General features: G+C 42.3%; 16 protein-coding genes. 13 read left to right on the forward strand and 3 right to left on the reverse strand.

Features of this window, described 5'->3' with window-relative positions:
• Nucleotides 1-107 precede the first annotated feature (107 nt).
• Nucleotides 108-800 (forward strand): cadmium resistance transporter, encoded by a 693-nt coding sequence (locus tag TOL9009_RS0106585; RefSeq protein ID WP_029631997.1) that lies wholly within the window; start codon nucleotides 108-110, stop codon nucleotides 798-800.
• A gap of 438 nt (nucleotides 801-1,238) precedes the next feature.
• Here TOL9009_RS0106585 and TOL9009_RS0106590 read toward each other — a convergent pair whose 3' ends face one another.
• Complete coding sequence (locus TOL9009_RS0106590; protein ID WP_242055066.1) at nucleotides 1,239-1,694, reverse strand: RrF2 family transcriptional regulator; 456 nt, start codon at nucleotides 1,692-1,694, stop codon at nucleotides 1,239-1,241.
• A 223-nt stretch (nucleotides 1,695-1,917) separates the two neighbouring features.
• On the opposite strand from TOL9009_RS0106590, the gene cysE reads away from it, so the two are divergent.
• A complete protein-coding gene (cysE, locus tag TOL9009_RS0106595; RefSeq protein WP_029631999.1) occupies nucleotides 1,918-2,643 on the forward strand; it encodes a serine O-acetyltransferase in 726 nt (241 codons plus the stop codon).
• Nucleotides 2,644-2,815: 172 nt separating this feature from the next.
• Here the strand turns inward: cysE and TOL9009_RS0106605 are convergent, their stop codons facing one another.
• On the reverse strand, nucleotides 2,816-3,826 hold the full coding sequence (locus TOL9009_RS0106605; protein WP_029632000.1) for a sulfate/molybdate ABC transporter ATP-binding protein: 1,011 nt from the start codon (nucleotides 3,824-3,826) through the stop codon (nucleotides 2,816-2,818).
• 74 nt (nucleotides 3,827-3,900) lie between these two features.
• On the opposite strand from TOL9009_RS0106605, the gene TOL9009_RS0106610 reads away from it, so the two are divergent.
• The 6 genes from TOL9009_RS0106610 (at nucleotide 3,901) to TOL9009_RS0106635 (ending at nucleotide 7,726) form a co-directional block, all read left to right on the forward strand.
• Nucleotides 3,901-4,488 carry a Crp/Fnr family transcriptional regulator gene (locus TOL9009_RS0106610; RefSeq protein WP_029632001.1) on the forward strand — a complete coding sequence of 196 codons (588 nt, stop codon included), beginning with the start codon at nucleotides 3,901-3,903 and terminating at the stop codon, nucleotides 4,486-4,488.
• Between the two features lie 217 nt (nucleotides 4,489-4,705).
• Entirely contained in the window at nucleotides 4,706-5,332 is a 627-nt protein-coding gene (locus tag TOL9009_RS38405; RefSeq protein WP_038296211.1) for a beta-class carbonic anhydrase, read from the forward strand.
• Between the two features lie 17 nt (nucleotides 5,333-5,349).
• Complete coding sequence (locus TOL9009_RS49075) at nucleotides 5,350-5,475, forward strand: hypothetical protein (RefSeq protein ID WP_260675855.1); 126 nt, start codon at nucleotides 5,350-5,352, stop codon at nucleotides 5,473-5,475.
• 125 nt (nucleotides 5,476-5,600) lie between these two features.
• Nucleotides 5,601-6,374: a class II glutamine amidotransferase gene (locus TOL9009_RS0106625; protein WP_029632003.1), complete on the forward strand. Its 774-nt coding sequence runs from the start codon at nucleotides 5,601-5,603 to the stop codon at nucleotides 6,372-6,374.
• A 107-nt stretch (nucleotides 6,375-6,481) separates the two neighbouring features.
• Complete coding sequence (locus TOL9009_RS0106630; protein ID WP_029632004.1) at nucleotides 6,482-6,802, forward strand: hypothetical protein; 321 nt, start codon at nucleotides 6,482-6,484, stop codon at nucleotides 6,800-6,802.
• A gap of 39 nt (nucleotides 6,803-6,841) precedes the next feature.
• The gene (locus TOL9009_RS0106635; protein WP_029632006.1) at nucleotides 6,842-7,726 is read left to right on the forward strand and encodes a carbohydrate ABC transporter permease; all 885 of its coding nucleotides are present in this window, start codon (nucleotides 6,842-6,844) and stop codon (nucleotides 7,724-7,726) included.
• Between the two features lie 221 nt (nucleotides 7,727-7,947).
• Here TOL9009_RS0106635 and pabB read toward each other — a convergent pair whose 3' ends face one another.
• Nucleotides 7,948-10,113 carry an aminodeoxychorismate synthase component I gene (pabB, locus tag TOL9009_RS0106640; protein ID WP_029632008.1) on the reverse strand — a complete coding sequence of 722 codons (2,166 nt, stop codon included), beginning with the start codon at nucleotides 10,111-10,113 and terminating at the stop codon, nucleotides 7,948-7,950.
• A 781-nt stretch (nucleotides 10,114-10,894) separates the two neighbouring features.
• On the opposite strand from pabB, the gene TOL9009_RS0106645 reads away from it, so the two are divergent.
• From TOL9009_RS0106645 to TOL9009_RS0106665, 5 genes are all read left to right on the forward strand, one after another.
• Nucleotides 10,895-13,450, forward strand: a complete 2,556-nt coding sequence (locus TOL9009_RS0106645; protein ID WP_051502823.1) for a DUF7925 domain-containing protein — start codon at nucleotides 10,895-10,897, stop codon at nucleotides 13,448-13,450.
• Between the two features lie 144 nt (nucleotides 13,451-13,594).
• A complete protein-coding gene (locus TOL9009_RS0106650) occupies nucleotides 13,595-14,161 on the forward strand; it encodes a DUF11 domain-containing protein (protein ID WP_029632011.1) in 567 nt (188 codons plus the stop codon).
• Nucleotides 14,162-14,490: 329 nt separating this feature from the next.
• Nucleotides 14,491-15,924, forward strand: coding sequence for a DUF11 domain-containing protein (locus TOL9009_RS0106655; protein WP_084763345.1), 1,434 nt, complete (start codon nucleotides 14,491-14,493; stop codon nucleotides 15,922-15,924).
• A complete protein-coding gene (locus TOL9009_RS0106660) occupies nucleotides 15,921-20,102 on the forward strand; it encodes a TonB-dependent receptor (protein ID WP_242055065.1) in 4,182 nt (1,393 codons plus the stop codon). The genes TOL9009_RS0106655 and TOL9009_RS0106660 overlap by 4 nt, the downstream gene beginning before the upstream one ends.
• Before the next feature lie 368 nt (nucleotides 20,103-20,470).
• Nucleotides 20,471-22,567, forward strand: coding sequence for an OmpA family protein (locus TOL9009_RS0106665; RefSeq protein ID WP_029632017.1), 2,097 nt, complete (start codon nucleotides 20,471-20,473; stop codon nucleotides 22,565-22,567).
• Nucleotides 22,568-22,760: the final 193 nt, after the last annotated feature.

The raw sequence follows: 22,760 nt of genomic DNA on the forward strand, positions 1-22,760 counted from the left end.
TATTTATATACTAGATTAAACGAACCGCCTTCGCGTTGGCGGAGCCTCTCGCAGAGAAGCGTCTCGAAGAGAAGGCACCAAGGACACCAAGAAAGAGTAAGAGAAGAATGAATGAGTTAGTTGCTGCAATTGGTACTGGGGTAACGGCGTTTACTGCTACTAATATTGATGATATTGTGATTTTGTTATTGTTTTTTTCGCAGGTGAATGCTACTTTTCGTCGTCGTCATATTGTTATTGGTCAGTATTTAGGTTTTACGGTGCTGGTAATTTTTAGTCTTCCTGGTTTCTTTGGGGGGTTGATTTTATCGCCACACTGGATTGGATTGCTAGGCTTGATGCCAATGGCAATAGGTATTAGTAGTTTGGTTAATTCTGAAGATGCATCGACGGAAGAAAAGGGGGAAATAGAAGAATTTGATGATTTAAATATTACTAGTTTTCTTGCTCCCCAGACTTATAGTGTAGCGGCTGTGACTATTGCTAATGGTAGTGACAATATCAGTGTTTATATGCCGTTGTTTGCTAGCAGCAGTTTTGTCACTTTATTAATAAATATTATTTTATTTTTTGTCTTTTTAGGTGTTTGGTGTTATTTAGCCGAAAAATTAACTTATCAGAGTACAATAGCTCACTTGATAACTCGTTATGGCAATTATATTGTGCCTTTTGTACTGATGGGATTAGGTGCTTTTATTGTTTTGAAAAGTGAAGCTTTAAGTCTAACTAAATTAATTCTTAGTTGTATGTGCTTGACTGTTTTGGTGAAAAAAAACGGGGATTCTGTTAACAAGGTATGATATCATGTCCGGTCAAACAGCCATAATAAAAGAACCCCTCCCCAACCCTAAGAGCCTGCGGGGAGGGTGCCACAGGCGGGTGGGGTTCTTGATGAATTATGGGTAAGCTACCGGACATGATATGAGGAAAAAATTAAATCTCCATTTGCACTCTAATCGAATACACGCAAAGACGTAGCAGTGCTACGTCTCTACAGGGTTTTGGGTTTTATATATGTAATTAATTTACCTCAATTACGATGTAGATACACGCAAAGACGTAGCACTGCTACGTCTCTACAAGGTTTTGGGTTTTATGCATGTATCTCCTAAACGGGAAATTTGCTGTAAATAAATTTACAGATTAGTTAAAGCGCTAGGCTATATCATAATAACTTGGACTCTGCGCTATTTTCTAAACGCTTCGCCACAGGATTGCTGCATATAAAGCTGCGATCGCTAAATGTAATACATCGGATTCTGCTGTATCCTTTGATCTCGTTCTTGACACATGTCTTGGAGTGTATAGCTTTTCAAAACTTCAACCGCAGCATTGTTAGCTTGTAGCCAAATGTCTTGCACCAGATTTTTTTCTAGAGTGGGGGGTTCAGAACTTTCTTTCGGTTTGCGATCGCCTTCCACCAAAGTCACAATTTCCAGCAAGGTAATTTGCCAAGGTTCACGAACTAAAAGAAAGCCTCCCCTAGAACCGCGTTGACTCTTAATCACACCCGCACGTCGCAGACTAGTAAGAATTTGTTCGAGATAGCGTTCTGGAATCGGTTGCTTGGCAACAATCTCGCTCATCGTCAGAGGAACTTTTTTGTCATGATGACTCGCCAGTTCTAAAAGTGCTAACAGAGCATATTCGACTTTAGAAGACAGATCCAACAGAGCGTAATTTGGACTATTCAAGTTTTTACTCAATATATTACGGTTTCTCGATAGATTTGAGATATATAGCGGCGAGCTTAATTTTTCTTCAACTGACGAATGTGATAGCATCCCAATTATCATGAAATTATATACTTGAAATCTATCGGACTACCGTAGATTATCCAATATAATTCCTATCTGGGGAATTAATTATTTAGGTATTTCATGTTACATACCTTCGTAACAAAGATCCAAACTTCTTATGCTACTAACTGATTTGCGAACGATTTATGACCGCGATCCAGCTGCCCGTAACTGGCTGGAAGTGTTGTTTTGCTATCCCGGACTTCAAGCCATAGTGCTTCATCGCCTCGCGCATCGGCTGTATAAAACAGGGATGCCCTTTATACCTCGATTTATTTCCCATCTCAGTAGGTTTTTTACCGGAATTGAAATTCACCCAGGAGCAACCATTGGCAAGGGTGTTTTTATAGACCACGGTATGGGAGTAGTCGTTGGTGAGACAGCCATTATCGGCGATAATGCCCTAATTTATCAAGGTGCCACCCTTGGCGGTACCGGGAAAGAAAGCGGCAAGCGCCATCCCACTTTGGGAAATAATGTGGTTGTCGGCGCAGGCGCAAAGGTATTAGGCAACATTCAAATCGGTGATAATGTCCGCATCGGCGCAGGTTCGGTCGTACTGCGAGATGTGCCCAGTAACACGACTGTAGTGGGAATTCCCGGACGTGTAACTCGTCAAGACAACACAAGTGTTAATCCTTTGGCTCATAATAAAGTCCGGGATGTCGAAGCTGAGGTAATACGCGCTTTATTTGAACGAGTCAAAAAGCTAGAGAAACAAGTTATCGAGATGGAAACTGAATTACATATGTCCGTCATCGAAGTAGATAACGGACAAACTGATAACAGTAAGTGCAATACAGATTCGGTAATCGAAGACTTTCTCGATGGTGCGGGAATTTAGGAATGGGGCATGGGGCATGGGGCATGGGGCATGGGGCAATGGGGCAATGGGGTAATGGGCATAGGGCATGGGGTATGGAAAGAATGCTATTAGATATAGAACGCGTATCAAAAATCGAGCGTCTTTAATTCCCGTTGCCCAATGCCCATTGCCCTATGCCCTATGCCCAATTCTATGCATAAGCCGGAAAAACTCTTGCTTGCTTGGGTTTAATGTAGACTCGCTGATTTTCTTTCAGTGGAAGTTGATTGAACTGATCTCGGCTGAGGTGAGCATTTATCCTTTCCCCAGACTCTAGAATTAACTCGATGCGAATTTCCCAACCTAAGTGAATTATGTTGTCAACTTTGGCTGGTGTTGCATCTTGGACTTTCTGCGGTTGAATGAGAATGTCATGAGGACGTAAGAATACGCGATCGCTCGCAGTGAACGAATGATTGTCTGTTTGAATACCAGAGTTAGCAGATAGGATATTCACTGGACCAATAAAGCTCATCACAAATGGTGTTGCTGGCTGGTCGTAAATCTCGGCTGGTGTACCAACTTGCTCGACTCGACCTTTATTCATCACGACAATTTCATCAGCAACTTCCATTGCTTCTTCTTGGTCGTGGGTAACAAAGACTGTGGTTACATGCACATCTTCATGCAGACGCCGCAACCACATTCTTAAATCTTTGCGTACTTTTGCATCTAAAGCGCCAAAAGGTTCATCTAGCAGCAAGATTTGCGGCTGAACTGCTAAAGCACGCGCTAAAGCTACTCTTTGCCGTTGTCCCCCAGATAGTTGTGAAGGATAGCGATCGCCTAATCCACTCAACTGCACCAAATCTAAAAGTTCCTCTACTCGCTGCTTAATTCGGTTTTTGGGAGCTTTGCGGAGTTCTAGGGCAAAAGCGATGTTCTGCCGCACCGTTAAGTGCTTAAATAAGGCATAATGCTGAAATACAAAGCCAATGTTACGCTCTTGCACCCGCTTGTGAGTGGCATTTTCACCAACTATCCACACTTCACCAGAACTAGGCGTCTCTAGTCCAGCAATCATCCGCATTAATGTTGATTTTCCTGAACCAGACGGACCCAAAAGCGCAACCAAAGAGCCAGTTTTAAATTCTAAGCTCACAGAATCCACAGCATGGAAAGAACCGTAGTGTTTGGAAACATTCTCAACCGATATCCCCATAGGAAATCCTTTCAGAAATTGATATATTTTGAATACTACGGTTAATGTATCGGATAATAGGATTATTTGCAATAATGTCTTTATACTCTGCCCCACCAAATTCTGTAAGTAAGAATACAGTTCAATATTTTTCCCGTCGCTCCTTGTTGCCACAACACACTCAGACTTTGTGGAAAATTGAAACAGGGGTTGTACGAACATTTACTTATCTAGAAGACGGTACGAGCGTGACTCTGGGAGTGTGGGGATCGGGAGATATTGTTGGCAAAGCTTTGTCAAAAGTTGAACCGTATCAGATAGAGTGTCTCACCAAAGTGCAAGTGACAATCTTTGATTTCCAAGGGTGGGATCAAATTGCAGACGTATTGCTGGCACACATTCAACAAGCTGAAGAATTGATGATTGTTCGTGGCTATAAAACCGTTGATATTATGCTTATCAAGCTGTTGACATGGTTATCTAAAAGATTTGGTCGTGAAGTTGAACAAGGACGTTTGATAGATATGCGTCTGACTCATGAAGACATTGCTGAACTATTGGGTTCAACTCGCGTCACAATCACTCGTATTCTCCGACAATTAGAAGAGGAAGGCTTTATTCACCGTCTAAGTCTACATCGAATTGTACTGCGAGAAGAAGAAATTTGGCACTATGAGATTTAATAAAGGGACACGCTATAGTCTTGGATTTATATTCTAATTCCCTTTGAAATTCATAAAATCCAGAAACTAAAGCCAAAACAATTCCCCTAACTAACCCAATCCTAAATTTAATTTTAAAGTCCTCGTTCTTGTTGCGATCGCTCCAGATTAAGTCAGTCGTTGTGAAGTATCTTGGGGCTAACGGCATTAATGTCTAACGATTAGGAGATTACAAGCGATGTTGCATCAACAAATTGACCAGAATTTATCAGACACAAAAGCATGGGCATTGCGGAGGCAGTTGGGTATACCCAACAACAAGCGTTTGTGGGTATTAACCTGCATGGATGAACGCTTACCTGTGGAGAAAGCGTTAGGAATTAGTGAGGGGGATGCTCATATTTTCCGGAATGCTGGGGGTTTAGTTACGGATGATGCAATTCGGTCGGCGATGTTGACAACACAGTTTTTTGGCACAAAAGAAATTATCGTCGTTAACCATACCGAATGTGGCATGATGACTGCCTCTGGAGACTTTCTCACAGAGGTATTGAAAAATACTGGAATAGATGTAGATATGGTTAGCGTTGATCCTGCACTTCCAGAGTTGAAACTACCAAAAGGCGTTTTTTCCAAGTGGATTAAAACGTTTACCGATGTGGATGAAATCTGCGTCAAACAGGTGGAGTTGCTGCGTAATTCTCCTTTAATTCCCCAGGATGTAGTGATTAATGGGTACATTTGGGAAGTGGAGACTAAAAGTTTGCGTCGTCCCTACGAACGTTTGAGTGAGAAGGTAAACACAGCTGAGGCTATGGGTGTCAAGACTATAAAAGTAACTGAATCCACTGAATCCCTTGTATAAATTGGGAGATTGATAGCATGTCTGATATTGTAGCAATCGCTCTTTTTGAATTTAGCCACAATTTGAGCGATCGCACTCAGAGGTGCTTGGTGCTTGATATTTACCCCAAAGATTTACCTACTCTACCTCCTGCTATTTTTTAGTTCCGTCGAACTCACGTTTAATTAACAAATGACTAACTTGTTGCGATCGCTCCAGATTCGTCAGCCATCCTGAAGTATCTTGAGGCTAATAGTATTAATGTCTATAGTTCACAGATGCGATCGCTATGTGCCAATTACTCGGAATGAACTGCAATGTCCCCACGGATATTTGCTTTTCTTTTGAAGGATTTTCTGCTAGGGGTGGAAAAACTGACGACCATAGTGATGGTTGGGGGATTGCTTTCTTTGAAGGCAAAGGATGTCGGCTTTTTATCGATGCCAAACCCTCGGTTAGTTCTCCAATCGCAGAGGTGGTACGATGCTATCCCATCCACTCTACCCATGTGATTGCCCATATCCGCAAAGCTACTCAAGGGGAAATTGTCCTCGAAAATTGCCATCCCTTCCGTCGGGAATTGTGGGGAAAGTATTGGGTATTTGCTCACAATGGAGATTTACCTAATTTTCACCCTCAAAGTATGGGGTTTTATCATCCTGTCGGCAATACCGATAGTGAAAGAGCGTTTTGCTTGATACTAGAAACCTTAAGACAACGCTTTCCCCAAGGTCAGCCTGACGTTAAAGAACTATATTTAGCGCTTCGGGAAATTACTGATTTAATTTCTCTTTATGGCACTTTTAATTACTTGTTATCTGAGGGAGAGCATTTTTTTGCTCACTGCTCAACCAAGCTTAGTTACATTGTACGGCAAGCGCCCTTTGCTGCGGCTCACTTGATTGACCAAGATGTAACTGTAGATTTCCAAGAATTGACGACTCCAAGCGATCGCGTTGCTGTCATCGCTACTACCCCCCTCACTGACAACGAAGTTTGGACGCAAATCAAAGAAGGAGAACTGCTAGTATTTCAGGACGGTTTGCCCTTAAAATTTGGGTAATAAAGAGCAATCATCAGAGCTTGGGGTTGTCGCAATGTATATTTTTGCTTAAATTTGTCAATTAAAAAAGCGATCGCACAGAAAAAATAGAACAATTAAGAGGCATTATGACTAACGCTGACCAACCTCAAGACTCTCGACTAGACCGTATCGAAGCAGTTCTAGACACTGTAGCGATGCGACTAGACACTTTGACCAGACAACAAACCAATACTCAACATCAGCTTGATGACCTCGTTTCTACCGCTAACAGCATTTTTGCTAGAAATGCCATTATGAACGATGTACTCTTGGAGTTGCGGGAAAATTCCGAGCAACACCAACGCAGTTTCGAGCAGCACCAACGTAATTTTGAGGAGCATCAAAGGACGACTAACGCAGCTTTACAGAGTTTAGAAGCAATTCTCCTGCAACTAATAAGAGGTTAGCCGATCGCAACGAAGAAACTAGTATTTAGAAGGATTTTTATGATATCACCGCGATCGCGTCAATTTCTAGATAACGATACTGTAGCTGCCTGGATTTTTCTCACCCCAGCATTAATTTTACTATTCATCTTTATTCTCTACCCCATCGCCTATTTATTTTTTCTCAGCTTCACGGCTGGTAGTTTCACTTCCACGGGTATTTATTGGGTAGGATTGAAAAATTATTGGCGTTTGTTAATCAACCCCGATTTTTGGCAAGTTTTAAGTAACACGTCTTATTTTGCGATCGCTAGCGTCATTCCCAGTGTAATTATCCCCTTAGGATTGGCGGTATTATTAAATCGCAACTTGCCATTCCGGGGAATTCTCCGAACTGCCTATTTTCTCCCCTCAATTATCTCTCTAGTTGCCGCTGGTTTAGGATTTCGCTGGCTATTTCAAACCGAGGGACCAGTTAACGCAGGTTTAAATTTGCTTGGAAGATCCCCAATTCCTTGGTTAGGAGATACATTTTGGGCAATGCCAGTATTAATTTTATTAAGTATTTGGAAACAACTTGGTTTCAATATGGTGGTATTTTTGGCAGGGTTGCAAGCAATTCCTCCCAGTCGTTACGAAGCAGCGGAACTTGATGGTGCAAATACTTGGCAACAATTTTGGTATATTACTTTGCCAGGATTGCGACCGACTTTAATTTTTGCGATCGTGACGACTGTAATTTTCACATTGCGGAGTTTTGAGCAAGTTTATGTAGTAACAGGTGGTGGTCCATTGAATTCTACCAATTTATTAGTTTATTACATATACCAAGAAGCATTTGGTCAATTTGATTTTGGTTACGCAGCAGCAGCAGCGACAGTATTGTTAGCAGTGACGTTGGTGTTAGTTTACTTGCAATTGCGAACTTGGGGAGAAGAAAGTTGAGAGGAGAGTGGGGGACATCTGGTAGAAAAGACGTAGAGACTACCAAGTGCTACGTCTGTTGCCCGAAACCCTTGTAGAGACGTTCCGACGGAACGTCTTTACGTCTTTTCTACCAGATGTCTAATGTATGTTTACAAGTCTGTAAAAATCCTATAATACACACTAATAAAAACCTACCTACCGTCGTAGAGACGTTCCGGCGGAACGTCTTTACATTGTGTTCATGAATGATTCGGGATTGCTATATCAAAAGCCGCTGTTTCTATTCCTTGAATACAATATTGGTCGGGATCAAAGGCTCCATGCGTTGCGATCGTCATGGCATGAATCAATGCCTTTGCTTTGAGGAGTGTTTCCTGAAACTCCGTCTGGGGATCAGAAAGTGCTACAATGCCACCACCAACGCCAATCGAGGTTTGATCCAAAGTCAGCACAGCGGTACGAATGACAATATTCAAATCGGCTGAACCATTCAATCCCAAAAAGCCGATCGCCCCTGAATAGACTCCCCGTGCTGACTGCTCTAATCGATCAATAATTTGCAAGGTTCTGAGCTTGGGGGCACCTGTCATAGAACCGCCGGGAAAGGCGTTGCGAATGCAGTCTATGGCGCTCATATCGGCGCGTAGATGTCCGCGAATGGTCGTTACCAGTTGATGCACCGTAGCATAGGTTTCCACATCCATCAATTTGGGAACATGCACAGTGCCCACTGCACAAACCCGTCCCAGATCATTGCGAAGCAAATCCACAATCATCAGATTTTCAGCTCGATCTTTTTCGCTGTTCCGCAATCGTTCACGCAGGATAAAATCTTCGTCCGGTGTTTCTCCTCGTCGCAGCGTCCCCTTGATTGGCTTTGTTTCCACCCAACCTTGGGGATCAATACGCAGAAATCGCTCTGGAGACGAGCAGGCGATCGCCACATCGCCAAAGCGCAAAAATGCAGCATAGGGAGCAGGATTGATGCGGCGTAGCGAACGATAGAATACCAGTGGATCGGGAGTCGTGTTTGTGTAAATCTGGTTTGTCAAACAAACTTGATAAGTTTCTCCTTCCTGAATTTCCTGCAAACATGTCTGAATATCATCAAGGTAAGTCTTTTTAGACCGACTTAATCGGAAGATAACAGGTGTCTGAGTCTTAAGAGGAACAATCGGCGATAGGGGAGGAAGGTGTTCAATCTGTTGTCCGATCCATTCAAACCAGGCTTCAGAGGCGGTTGTTTGTCCCTCCTGAATTAGGCAGAGCAGATAGAGGGTTTGCTCCTGATGATCGATCGCAATCATGCGATCGGCTAACAGGAACATTGCATCGGGTAAGGCAGAGGGGAAGTTTAATTGATATCCGCACTCTGCCTTTAATTCGTACCCAAAGTAACCCACAAACCCGCAGTTGAAATCGAAGGGTAGATCGTCAGATGGGCAGTGTCGCTGTTTAATTTCCCGCTGGAGATACTCGAAAATCCCCTCTGTCCTAAAGGTTACAGTATCAGATTGTGTAATCGTGAGTTCGTGCAATCGCGTCCGATAATGAATCAGGAGACTGTTTTCACCACTGCTATCTCCCATAAACGAGAAGCGAGAAAGACCGGGTTCAACACGACTGCTATCTAGCCAGAATGCATTTGGTGCTTTGCCAAACAAATGCACAAACATCTGCTCGGCATCGGGGCACAGATTCAGCTTGCGCGTACAAAGTTCAAATTTCTGCTGCTGTTTTTGCCAAGAAGGACTTGAAGGCATTGGAGCAGTCCCGCTATTTCCTGTCCAATAGTGTTTCTTTTGACTTTTGCCTCGCTTTTGGGCAAATTTTAGAGAGATTACTCTAAAATTCTCTAACAAGGTTTTTCCATACTGAGTACAGATTGACTCTGGATGAAACTGCACACCCCATAGCGGCAAAGATCGATGTCGCAGTCCCATCACAAGGTTGTCCTCCGTCCACGCCACTTTTTCTAAACAGTCCGGTAGGTCATCTGAAACCAGCAAGGAATGATAGCGCACAACAGTGAAAGGAGAAGGAATTCCCTCAAACAGATCGGTTCCAATGTGATAAACTTTACTCTCGCGACCATGCCGAACTTCTGGCGCATGAATAACTCTTCCTCCATACCCATCACCAAGTCCCTGATGTCCAAGACAAACGCCTAAAAGCGGCACCTGTGCATTTTGAATAGCTTGACCACAGATCCCAAAATCTTTTCGGTTCTCCGGACGACCAGGACCTGGTGAAATCACAATGTTATCAAATTCCCATTGTTTGAGTTCATCCCATGCAATTTTATCATTGCAAATCACAGTGGGATACTCTCCATTGACTTCTGCAATTAATTGGTAAAGGTTAAAGGTATAAGAGTCATAGTTGTCAATAATCAGGGTTTTCACGTTACAATACTCTTTTTCGAGAAAAACTAGAAAATTATTTTAAACACTCCCAACTTCAGACACCAAAATAAATTCAAAATACGATTTAACACATTTACACTTTAGTTTAGTAAACTTACACCGCTCCGTAAGTAGTCTTTTTAATGTTTTTATATAGTTTTTATCAGACCTTCAAATTAAGGAGTGCGATCGCATAGTGTATTGTAAGCAATTACATAGCTAGACTGTTTTATTTTTTACCTGCCTTATTGTAAAGATATTTTTGTATTATTTATGTAATTTTGTATTTTACATTATAAATAATCTTGTAACAGCAAGGAATTAGCTCGTGACATCCTTCCTAATAATCCTCTCCCCTGGCAGAAGTCAATGGATAAATTGAGCTTTGCTACTTAAGTATTTTTAGTCTAAATAGAAACATTAAATTAAATAATTTCAGTATTTATACTCCGGACAATTCCCATAAATTTATCTTACATTTTATTAGATAAGCGTCCCACGAATGATGAAAATAAAAAAGCAAAAGCTTATTTTTTCAAAATCATCGAACGTGGAAATGTCTAGCAAAATAGAGTTTTGATAACTCTAAAAAAAATCAAGATATGTCTTAAGCTAATTCATTACAAATAGCTTCAACCTAAGATATATCAATTTAAGCTAATAGCTTGGCTTGCCTGTGAATCATATTATTTTAAATTTTAGTTTCACAGGCTTAGGCAATATCCGCATTAACTCCTACGGCAAAAGTAGGAGAGCTTCCTCATGATTAAGTGACAAAAACATGAACGAGTCTAGAAAAAAAGCTAATCCAAACGTGAATCAAAAACAATCAAAAACCTATCGCTCATTCGTCACAGTAGTATTACTTGCTAGCAGCTTATTCCAACTTGTAGTGCCAGTGCTAGCAGAAGGAACCAAAGCTGGCGAATCTATTAGCAACACCGCGACTGCAACCTACGAAGACCCATTAGACCCAGGCACAAAAATAAATACTACCTCTAACACCGTTGTGGTGACAGTGGCAGAGGTAGCAGGTATCACCGTTACTGCATCGGGCATTACAGATTCCACTCCAGCAACTCCAGTGTCAGTAGGCGATACAGTTAATTATATCTACACAATTACAAACGTTGGTAACGACCCCACCAAATTCCGTATTCCTAACTTAGCAAAAGTCACAGGTCCCGGTGTTGCTGGCACTTTGGAAGTTAGCACAGATGGTGGTGCAAACTGGACACCAATTAGCGGAAGTGAATTAATTACGGGTTCTATTCCTGCTGGTGGTTCAGTTCAAGTTCGCGTACCCGTCATCGTCCAAGTTGGCGCACAACCTAACGATATCATCAACGTTACCCTTGGTGATACCCCAGGTGACGCGCAAAACCAAGCTAGAGACCCGAATGGTGGTGACGTTTACACCGTTGATAACTCTGATCCATCACCCCCACCCGAAGTTGCAGGTACACCAGTTAACGGTGTTCGTGAAGCCAGTGTCACCCAGAAATCAACTGTTAACCAGTCGGTGAAAACCTACGCACTGGCAACAATTCTCAAAGTTCGCCAAAACTATACGATTGTTAATGACCCAACCGGAGCAGCAGATGGTATTGTGAATGATACACTCACCTACGGTTTAAGTCTGCGTGTCGAACTTAATGACCCCACCGGAAACGGTATCACTCCCGCACCATTAGCTGGTACGACAATCAATGGTTTGACAGGTGTGCGTATCTTAGTATCTGACGCGATTCCCGCAGGTACAGAACTTGCAGTAGCACCTACACCTCCTCCAGGTTGGCAAGCTGTATACACAAATGATGCAGTTGGAACCAACGCCAATGCTGCAACTTGGAGTTTGACACCACCTACAACTATCAGTGCTGTCACCCGTATCGGTTTTGTCAACGACCCAAGCGTTATTAACTCCGTTTCACCTGGACAAACAGTCAATGGCTTTAATGTTCAAGTCAAAGTTAAGACTGGAACAGCAGCGCCATTAACAGTTAACAACATCGCTCAGTTATTCGGTCAAACATCTGGAGTACCAGCCACCCCCAATAATCTAGTTTACGATGAATCCGGTGACCAAAACCCAAGTAACTACGATGGTGGGACAATTCCACCTGGTTCGACCGATCCCGACGGTGATCGTATTCCCAATACACCTTCGACAATTACCGACGGCTTGATTGACACCCCTGCCGAGTTAGCAGCTACAGGTACAGATACAGGTAACAACAACAGTGGTACAGGACCTGGAGGTGAAGCCAACAGCTTTGAACTCACAATACCAGTTCCATCTGCGGTTTTAAACGGTCCTGATCGCGCACCAGATGCAATTGGTGCTACAAGCAACAACGACGACTTCACCAACAAATCTTCATTCGTACCTTCCGACAAAAAACCAGGTGATAAGATTGACCCATCAGCAGTAGCATTCACCAACACAGTTAAAAATAGCGGTACTGTCGCCAACAGTATTTCGCTTGTTCCCACACCACCGGCAACACCTGGCGATTTACCAGTGAATACCGTAGTCACCATTACCAACGGTTCGGAATCTAAGAAGTATGTCTGGGATGGAACAATCTTTAAGTTTGACATTGATGGCGATCCAGCAACAACGGACCAATCCGACATCGATGCAACTACTGAATACATCACGGTTCCCAATGTTGGACCTGGTGCAACAGTAAACTACGGTGTGGAAGTTAATTTACCAACAGGTACACCATTATCTACCGACACAGGAAAAGGCTTCCCCGTACCCATTACAGCATTCATAGGTGATATAGCTGTTCTGAACGTTGCTACAACTCCGAAGAATATCACCATCGATCGCGTGTATACTGGCTTCTTGAAATTGCTCAAAGAATCTCGCGTACTTCCAGGAACTGGTCCTGCTGTTCAAGGAAGCGACGGTACATTTAGTACCGCTCCTAAGAAACCTGCTCCAGGCAACATTATTGAGTACCAAATCAGCTATAGCAATATTTCCGAAGCACAATCTGGTACTGGTAACGTCACCCTGAAAGCTGACAAAGTAGTGATTGTGGAAGATGGAACCCTCAGCACTACTGCTGGTGATGGTAAGAATAACTGGGCAAAAGACAACGATGTTAGCGGTCAAATCGATACTAGCAACATTGTTGGCACAGCCCAAGATACAGGTGCTTCAACAATTCAATTCTACAGTGGTGCAACTGGTACTAATTCCAGCATTGACCAAACTGGTACAACCGCAGATACCGATGTCTCCAAGTACGTCAACACTGTAACTGGTTCTGTCGCACCTGGTGAGACGCGCAAATTTGTCTTCCAACGTAAGGTTAATTAGCCATGTGCTGAATTGTAGAGACGCGATATGTCGCGTCTCTACATGCAGATTCATACCACGATTCAGCAACGCCAAAAGACCATTAGTAAGTCTGCAATCAAGCCAAATTAAGTATTTTCCAACTTCAAACAAAAGGTTTTTTCCATGAAACGTAGTTATCTATTAGGATTAGGAGCAGTTGCATTAATTGCTAGTGTCCCTTTAGTTGCCCAAATACCCGCAGCTAACAATTTATTTCAGTCGGGTGTAAACGCGCAAAATGTCCAAAAGCAACAACAAGTTAAACTACAACTTGATGCAGAAAAACAAGTAATTGCCCAAGACCAAAAAGGAAAGCAAACTAAATCCTGGCAAGCATTGAAAGGTCAAGTAAGCGTACAGCCTGGAGATGTATTGCGTTACACAATTAGTGGCGAAAATATCAGCGACAAACAAGTTAAGAATTTAACTATTAATCAACCAATTCCTAAAGGTATGGAATTTGTGTTGAAGTCCACAAGTGCAGATGCTAAGAGCAATTCCAAAGTTACTTATAGCATTGATGGTGGACGCAGTTTTGTCGAAAACCCAACCGTGAAAGTAACTCTCCCCAACCGTAAAGTTGAAACCAAAGCCGCACCTGCAAGTGTTTACACACACATTCGGATGCAAATTCCTTCAGTGGAAGCGAAGAGTATTGTTAAAGGTAGCTATCAGGTACAGGTTAAGTAGGTTAAGAAAATGTAGAGACGTAGCATTGCGATGTCTCTACATTCTTTTCCAACAGATGTCTAATACACGTAGAGACGTTCCGGCGGAACGTCTTTACAGGGTTTTGGATTTTACTGTTTTTCTGAAAAACCTAAACCTGAACAACGCACATTTGAAAATATTTAACAAAAATATTTTGTTTTTTAAGTGGCATTTTAAAGGAGAAATCTTAAGTGAATCGTCCGCAACGTCAAAAGCGAAGATATTTAGAAAGATATCTCGGCAGAAAATGGTTGCGAAGAGTAACTGCAACGATATTAATTGGTAGTGTTTTGCACAGTTTTACAGGCATGACAAATGCCCAACAAACGGAAAATAAAAGTGCCAGTCCAGCAATTAATAACCAAGCAACTTACTCTTACACCGACCCTGCCAGTAAATTAAAATTTCAAGCTACATCGAGCCAGTTAAATGCTTTTAGCCAGCCATTAGTTGACCCTCTAGGACGAATTTTAGGATGCGGTGGTGAACTTTTACCTGATTACACTGGATTTTCTGTAGGGTTATACGATCCTAATCCCAATGACCCGACGGGAACTGAGTTAGGTAGTTTGGTTTCTCTGACACGAACTGAGTTACCCGATATTCAAAATAATGGTGTTCCTGGTGGACTCAAACCAAATATTGAAAACAGTAATCCGTATTTCTTAACCAACCAAGAACCACGGGGTACTTATAACTTTTTATTCGACACAGAGAAAGGTCAAACTGCTCCAGGTAAAAGTTATATTTTGGTGGTTAATCCACCACGAAATTCTATTTACACTCAACGACGCATCAAACTACAAATTATTGATAGTACTGGTGGAATTGGAAATAGTGTCGTTCGCTATACGGCAACATCACTTGATGGGCAACCGATTACTACTACTGGTGGTACAAACTTTACCGATACTGTAGCTTATGTCCCTAATGCGGAAACTGTTGGACTTGATTTATTAGCGTTCCGGTTTACAACGGGAATGTGTCAACCCAACCAAGTACAAATTATTAAATCAGGGGACAGGGCAACAGCTGAACCTGGGGATACGGCAATTTATCGTCTGTCGATCAAAAATCTTTCCGATGTTGGTTTAAATGGCATTGTTGCTACTGATAATCTACCCTTGGGATTCAATTTTCTATCGAAGTCAGTACGGGGTGAAATCAACGGTCAAACTGTCAATGTTACGGCTGAACGGCAAGGTTCAACGGTAACATTCCGTACTGATGCCATAGTTCCCCGAGGCTTGGTATTAAATATTGCCTATGCGGCACAACTTACCAGCGATGCTGTACGTGGCAACGGTCGGAATACGGCAGTTGTCAATGTGAAACGTGCTGATAATGGTTTTGCTGCGAAGGATGGTCCGGCGATATATGAGTTAAAAATTAGACCAGGTATTACGTCGGATTGCGGTACTATTATCGGTCGGGTATTTGTCGATAAGAACTTTGATGGGGAACAACAATCAGGGGAACCAGGTGTGCCAAATGCGGTAATTTATATGCATGATGGCAATCGTATTACTACTGGCCCTAATGGCTTATATTCTGTAGTGAATGTGCTGCCGGGAAGTCATACGGGGGTTTTGGATTTAAGTAGTCTTCCTGGTTATACTCTTGCACCTAATACCAAATTTAAAGAGCGTAATAGCCAATCGCGTTTGGTGCGATTAGAGCCAGGTGGTACGGTACGCATGAATTTTGCAGTCACCCCCACTTTTCAGGAGGAAAGAAAATGATACATAGACTGCATATTTCATCGGAAGAACCTAATAGTAAAACAAAGTGTAGCGATCGCATCTCCAACAGCAGAACAGAAGAATCTCAACGTTACGCACAGACGCAAAATTGTAAAGAAGAGGAGAGTTTACCTCTGTCTCGTTATCAGGTTGTGAGTGTTGTTGCTGATGTTGGGGTGAAAGCTAAAATCAGTAGATCGCAACTTGTGTTTATGAGTGTCTTAGCTGGTGCGTTTAGTTTGGTTTTGACTCCTGGTTTTGCCAAAGCACAATCTCTCGATTCTCCTGATAATTCGCTCACTGCTGAATCTAATCAAATACTAAAAGATAATTTATTAACGAACCACACAGACGCAGAACACAAGGAGGAGAAGAAACAGAAGGAGGTAATTTTAGACCAGAAAGCTGACACAAGCAATCAAACGAGTGTTTCTTCAGAAGTTGATTTTACACCTGGAATAACTAATTCCAGCAGTAAGTCAATGACTGAAAGACTGGAAAATGCACTCAATCAAAAACCAGCTATTCAAACTTTTCAACCTGCTGAGAATGTCAAGTTACCTGCTGGTTTGCAGAAATTAGCAGAGAACAGGAAAGAAAATATCACGCAGAGTCCTACAGAGGTTGAGTTTACACCTGTAATAACTAATTCCAGCAGTAAGTCAACGACTGAAAGACAGGAAAATGCACTCAATCAAAAACAAGCTATTCAAACTTTTCAACCTGCTGAGAATGTCAAGTTACCTACTGCTTTGCAGAGATTAGCTGAGAACAAGAAAGAAGATATCACTCAGAGTCCTACAGACGAGAAGAGAGAAGAAAAGCAAATTTCTCCCCCTTCTTCCTCTATTCCCCAAATTAAAATCCTCACTCCTACTCCTGATTCGGTTGCTGATATTCCCGCAGCTACGGTTGTTTTACAATTCCCCGTGAATGCGAATATTGAGTTGCGGGTGAATGGTCAGTTGGTAAATCGCGACTTGATCGGACGGACGGAAACTGACCCTAGTACTAATTTAGTGACGCAGACTTGGTATGGTGTTTCGCTCAAAGAAGGCGAAAATATCATTACGGCACAGATTGCAGGTACACAAGAACCCTCATCTACTATTAAAGTTGAAGTTAGGGGTGCGCCAACAACTTTAACTTTGGATACTGTTGAAGCTCGTATTCCTGCGGATGGTCGTTCGGTTGCAACCATTAAAGGAAAATTGGTTGATGCTAATGGCAATCGGTCGAATCGAGATGCAATTGTTACTTTAAATGCGACTTCTGGGGAGTTTGTTGGGGTTGATTTTAAACCAGATGAACCTGGTTTTCAGGTGGAAGCGAAAAATGGACAGTTTACTGTAACGCTGAAATCTGATTTGAAAGCGCAAACTGTGCGGATTCGGGCAACTACGAATGATTTGGAAGCTTATACGCAATTGCAATTTGAAACAGCTTTGCGTTCAAGTTTGGTGACTGGTGTTGTTGATTTGCGTTTAGGTGCGAGGGGAACTGATTATTTTGGTAGTTACCGCGATTTCCTGCGTCCTGATAAGGATAAGAAGACTCAGTTAGATTTCAATTCATCCATTTTTGCCACTGGTGCGATTGGTGAATGGTTGTTTACTGGTGCTTTGAATACTTCCCGTTCTTTAAATGAGGATTGTAATTGCGATAATCGTTTATTTAGAACCTATCAATCCAATGAACAGAATTATCCAGTTTATGGAGATAGTTCTAAAACTGATGTTGTTGCACCTTCAACAGATAGTGTGTTCCTGCGATTTGAACGTTCTACAAAGATTCCTGGTGCTGCGTCTGACTATGCAATGTGGGGTGATTACAATACTGAAGAATTTGCTCGCAGTTCACAACAGTTTAGTGCTGTAACCCGTCAGTTGCATGGTTTTAAGGCAAATTATAATTTAGGAAACTTCCAAATTACAGGTTTCTACGGTAATAACGTTCAAGGATTCCAACGTGATACGATCGCACCTGATGGAACGAGTGGTTTTTACTTTCTGTCACGACGAATTTTAGTTCCTGGTAGTGAAAATGTTTTCTTGGAATTGGAAGAACTCAACCGTCCGGGGACTGTATTGGAACGCAAACAATTAAATCGCGGTGCTGATTACGATATTGATTACGATCGCGGTACAGTTTTATTCCGCGAACCGATTCTGCGAACTGATATTGGTAATAATGGTGAAGTCTTAGTACGTCGGATTGTCACTAGTTATCAATATGATAGTCAAGATTCTAATAGCAATATCTATGCGGGACGTTTGCAATATAATCTTGCACGGGGTTTAAGGAATGAAAGTTGGTTAGCTGCAACTTATTTAAAAGAAGAACAAGGTGTACGTGACTTTGAGTTACTTGGTGCAGATGCTTTAATTTCCTTGGGTTCTCAAGGTAAATTTATTGCCGAATTTGCGCGATCGCGTAACAATTCTGAATTGATGGGAAATGTTAGCGGTGATGCTTACCGTTTGGAAGCGGAAGGAGAAATTTTCAAAGGTTTACAAGGACGTGCATATTACCGTTTTGCTGATACCGGATTCGCTAATAATGCCACAATTAGTTTTGTTCCTGGACAGACTCGCTACGGCGCACAACTAACGGGTAAACTGTCGGCAAGTACGAATTTACGCTTGCAATACGACCACGAAGACAACTTTGGCATTGCACCGCAACCATTAAATACCTTTCAAGACTTATTTACACCCCGCATCGAAGCAGTTCCTGGTAGCAAAGTCGATAATTCCCTGACAACCATATCTGCCGGTGTGCAACAAAGATTCGGTGGTAGCATCTTTGATTTTGACTGGATTCATCGAGATAGAAAAGACAATATTCCCAATAGTGCATTAAGCAGTAAATCAGACCAACTGCGATCGCGTCTCACTATCCCAATTGTTAATAATCTCACCTTCCAAGCACAAAACGAACTTACCCTATCTTCCGAAAAAGACACCGTTTACCCCGATAGAAGCATTTTCGGCTTAAATTGGGCAGTAATCCCCGGAATTAATGTTTCTCTAGCGCAACAGTTTTACAGCGGGGGACAGTTTGCAGGTAATTCTATTACATCCCTCAGCGTCAACGGAGAACACAAACTCGGTAGCAACACGACAATTACGGGACGCTATTCGATATTGGGAGGAGCAAACGAACTCACAACCCAAGGTGCGATCGGTCTCAACAATAAATGGACAATTTTCCCCGGTTTGCGTCTCAACCTTGCATATGAACACGTTTTCGGTAACTTCCAAGCACGTAACGCAACCGGACAGCAATTTGCCCAACCTTTCAGCGCTGGACAAGCAGCTTCTTCCATCGGCTTTAATGGTGGCGATAGTTACAGTGTTGGCTTAGAATATTCTGACAATCCCAACTTCCAAGCAAGCGCTAAATACGAACATCGCACCTCTTCCGCAGGTGGAAATACCGTAATTACCGCAGGAATAACAGGTAAAATATCACCATCGCTCACCGCCTTAGCTCGTTACCAACAAGCAAATGCATCAAACCAGAGATTAACAGGATTAGGCGACATTGCCAACCTCAGATTTGGTCTAGCATATCGCGACCCCAACAATGATAAATTTAACGCTCTATTACGGTACGAATATCGCAAAAATCCCTCAGTGATTCCCGATACAATTCAATTCGGTAGTGGCACGGGTTCCGAAGACCATACTTTTGCTGCCGAAGCCATTTACGCACCCAATTGGCAATGGGAATTCTATGGTAAATATGCCCTTCGCAACAGCACCTCATACTTGGCAAGCGATTTAATCGGTAGCGCTAGCGTAAATTTAGCACAGATGCGAGCTACGTACCGCTTAGGATACAGCATGGATTTAGTTGGTGAGGCAAGGTGGATTGGTCAATCAGACAACATCGAAACCGGATTTGTTGTGGAAACAGGTTATTACCTCACCCCAAATCTGCGACTTTCTGCTGGTTACGTCTTTGGTAAAGTCGATGACCGGGACTTTTCAGGTACGCGATCTGCCGGGGGTGCATACTTAGGATTGACAGTTAAGCTGAACGAACTCTTTGACGGATTTGGACTGCAAAAACGTCCACCCAGTCAGCAAAAAGAATCAGTAGTGCAAGCTCTCCTAAAACACAAAAATCAACGTAGTTCGCAGCAACCTAAAAGTGAGGGTATAGGGATATGAAGCATCAAAAAAAGGAACCTCTCCCTGACTTTGACTTGTGTCAAAGTCGTCCCTCCCCTGCGAGGGGAGGGAAAAAGACATCTTACAGCGTAGCTAGCCTACGGGATACAGACAAGTCATCGGATGACTCAAAATTGCCTCAAAACCTCACCCTGCCCTATCGGGCATCCCTCTCCTTAGTAAGGAGAGGGAAAGATTTTAGCTACGCTAAAAGCGAGGGTGAGGTTTTGAGCGAGATGTGTGTACACAGTAGGTTCTCTAGCAGGGAAGAAAGTAATGCAAACATATTTGATTTCCCCTTCCCTCGCAGGGAAGGGGATGCGATGACGCAAGTCAGCGCTGGGGTTAGGTCTGTATTTAGTGGCAAAATGAAAGGACGAATTACTTTATTTGTTCTTCCTTATTTCTTATTCGCTTTCATCCCCAATGTTGCTACAGCACAAACTCAAAATTCTTTAAAAATAACAGTAAATAGCAACCAAGATGAGATAAAACCGGATGAGAGTGTGACATTACGAGAAGCGATCGCACTCACCAACAATACTCTATCAATAGATAAACTTAGCGAGAGCGAAAAAGCGCAAATTCAACCAGCAAGGGTCAATTCGCGGATTGAATTTAACCTACCTGCGGGACAAACAACTATCCAACTAACCGAGATATTACCTGCTTTAACATCAGAAGGTACTATCATCGATGGAACAACCCAACCAGGATACGACACCACACAACCGGCAAACGCTAAAGATTTCGTCCCAGCATTACCCACACGTCCAGTCGTGGCAATTACCCCGGCACCTGGAAAAGAAGTATTTCGCGGATTATCTATAGTTGCAGATAATATTACCATTCGCGGATTAAGTTTATACGGCTTTACTTCAAAACATCAACTTACTGCAAGTCTTCCTCCTGCTGATATATTCATCGCATCCAGCGACATCAAAAACCACACCAAACCACCCAAAAATGTAGTTATCGAAAACAATTGGTTGGGAATAACACCCGACGAAAAAATGCCGGAAACCACATCTGCATTTGGGGTATCGGTATTTAATGCAGTGGGGACAATTATCAAAAATAATCGCATTTCCTACCACGACGGAAGCGGAATTATCACCGGATTTCGGGGGGAAGAAACGCAAATTATCGAAAACGTGATTATTGGTAACGGTTTAGCGGGAATGCCAGATGCTATTCGTTTGGATGGCAAAGTAAATAAATCAGAGATTCGTGCTAACTTGGTTTGTGCAAATGATGGTAGTGCTGTATTTCTATTCAAACCGGAAGGTGCAGTAGAAATTAAAGATAACGACATCAGATACAACGGAAGACGCTTGCGACGTGCGGCAGTTTATTTGATGGGAAGTGACCACAAAGTTAGCAATAATCAAATCACTAACCAAGCGGGTTCAGGTGTAGTTGTCACAGCATTTCCCCCCAGTGGTTCCTTTCATCAGGGTGCATCAGTTCGCAATTTAATTGAAAATAACCGCTTTGCCAAAATCGAAGGACTCAGCATCGATTTAAACACAAGGGGAAATGTTGACGTACAAGACTTTCAAAGAGGTGACGGTAAAAACCCCAAAAGAAACTCAGAAAATCGTCGCTTAGATACAGGAAATGCCGCGATTAATTCACCAGAATTTCTATCAACAGAATTTTTAAATATCAACGGCAAAATTCACATTGATGGAACTGCCGAACCTGGTTCAGAAGTACAAATTTATCAAGTGGCTGAAGGTGCATTAAATAAAGTTCTTGCTTCGGTGAAAACAAACGAAAAAGGTAAATTTGGTGCAATATTAGAGAACTTACAACCGGGAGATGTGGTGAGTGCGATCGCAACTCATCCCAAATATGGAACTTCAGAACCAGCATACTCGGCTTTGGTGACATCAACTAACCCGGAAGAAATGGCTCAAGTTCGCAAAAATGCCCAACTTCTAGAAAACCAAGATTCACTAACAAACCCCACAGGAGAAGTTCCCAACTGTACAACACCCAAACCACCCGAACCCACACCAGAAACACCAATTGAACCAACTCCAGAACCACCAGTTGAACCAATTCGTCTGCGTGTTCCTAATAATATCCACTATGCGTTAGATAAAGACTTTATTAGCGCTGAAAGTGGAAAGGTGCTAGAGAAAATCGTTGCAGTTATGCAGCAATATCCAACAATTGTGATTGAACTGCAAGGACATACAGATTCCCGTGCTAGCGATGCTTACAACCAAGATTTAGCATTCCGACGCGCTATAAATGCGAGGAATTATCTCATTAAAAAAGGCATTGCACCGGAGAGAATGACACTTCGTTCCTTTGGGGAAAGAAAATTAATAACACCTGGTAGAGATAGAGTTGAACATGCTTACAATCGTCGCGTTGAAGTGATGTTATTCGATATTCGCGGTGTCGAAATTATTTTGGAAAGTCAGGATGAGGATTTGCAAATAGAAAACTAAGGACGTAGCACAAAATAATGTAGAGACGCGAAATTTAGCGTCTCTACAAGCTGAAAGAATGATATTTAAATCAAGTGATTTTACTTAGAAATTTAACCCTTTCGCGTGGGAATACTATTGTCGTAACCATTTTTTATCCGCTTTGAATCTAGTGCAAATTTAGGAAAATCAGCATTATTACTTGCAACTTATG

Origin of the sequence: [Scytonema hofmanni] UTEX 2349 (assembly GCF_000582685.1) — a bacterium.
GTDB classification, from domain to species: domain Bacteria; phylum Cyanobacteriota; class Cyanobacteriia; order Cyanobacteriales; family Nostocaceae; genus Hassallia; species Hassallia hofmanni.

What these genes read in the sequence shown, in the direction of transcription:
- TOL9009_RS0106610 (WP_029632001.1), top strand. Translation starts at nt 3,901, where the DNA reads ATGTCTTTATACTCTGCCCCACCAAATTCTGTAAGTAAGAATACAGTT.
- TOL9009_RS0106630 (WP_029632004.1), top strand. Translation starts at nt 6,482, where the DNA reads ATGACTAACGCTGACCAACCTCAAGACTCTCGACTAGACCGTATCGAA.
- TOL9009_RS0106655 (WP_084763345.1), top strand. Translation starts at nt 14,491, where the DNA reads ATGACAAATGCCCAACAAACGGAAAATAAAAGTGCCAGTCCAGCAATT.
- TOL9009_RS0106605 (WP_029632000.1), bottom strand. Translation starts at nt 3,826, where the DNA reads ATGGGGATATCGGTTGAGAATGTTTCCAAACACTACGGTTCTTTCCAT.
- TOL9009_RS0106645 (WP_051502823.1), top strand. Translation starts at nt 10,895, where the DNA reads ATGAACGAGTCTAGAAAAAAAGCTAATCCAAACGTGAATCAAAAACAA.
- TOL9009_RS0106665 (WP_029632017.1), top strand. Translation starts at nt 20,471, where the DNA reads ATGAAAGGACGAATTACTTTATTTGTTCTTCCTTATTTCTTATTCGCT.
- TOL9009_RS0106650 (WP_029632011.1), top strand. Translation starts at nt 13,595, where the DNA reads ATGAAACGTAGTTATCTATTAGGATTAGGAGCAGTTGCATTAATTGCT.
- TOL9009_RS38405 (WP_038296211.1), top strand. Translation starts at nt 4,706, where the DNA reads ATGTTGCATCAACAAATTGACCAGAATTTATCAGACACAAAAGCATGG.
- TOL9009_RS0106660 (WP_242055065.1), top strand. Translation starts at nt 15,921, where the DNA reads ATGATACATAGACTGCATATTTCATCGGAAGAACCTAATAGTAAAACA.
- TOL9009_RS0106625 (WP_029632003.1), top strand. Translation starts at nt 5,601, where the DNA reads ATGTGCCAATTACTCGGAATGAACTGCAATGTCCCCACGGATATTTGC.
- TOL9009_RS0106585 (WP_029631997.1), top strand. Translation starts at nt 108, where the DNA reads ATGAATGAGTTAGTTGCTGCAATTGGTACTGGGGTAACGGCGTTTACT.
- cysE (WP_029631999.1), top strand. Translation starts at nt 1,918, where the DNA reads ATGCTACTAACTGATTTGCGAACGATTTATGACCGCGATCCAGCTGCC.
- TOL9009_RS0106635 (WP_029632006.1), top strand. Translation starts at nt 6,842, where the DNA reads ATGATATCACCGCGATCGCGTCAATTTCTAGATAACGATACTGTAGCT.
- TOL9009_RS49075 (WP_260675855.1), top strand. Translation starts at nt 5,350, where the DNA reads ATGTCTGATATTGTAGCAATCGCTCTTTTTGAATTTAGCCACAATTTG.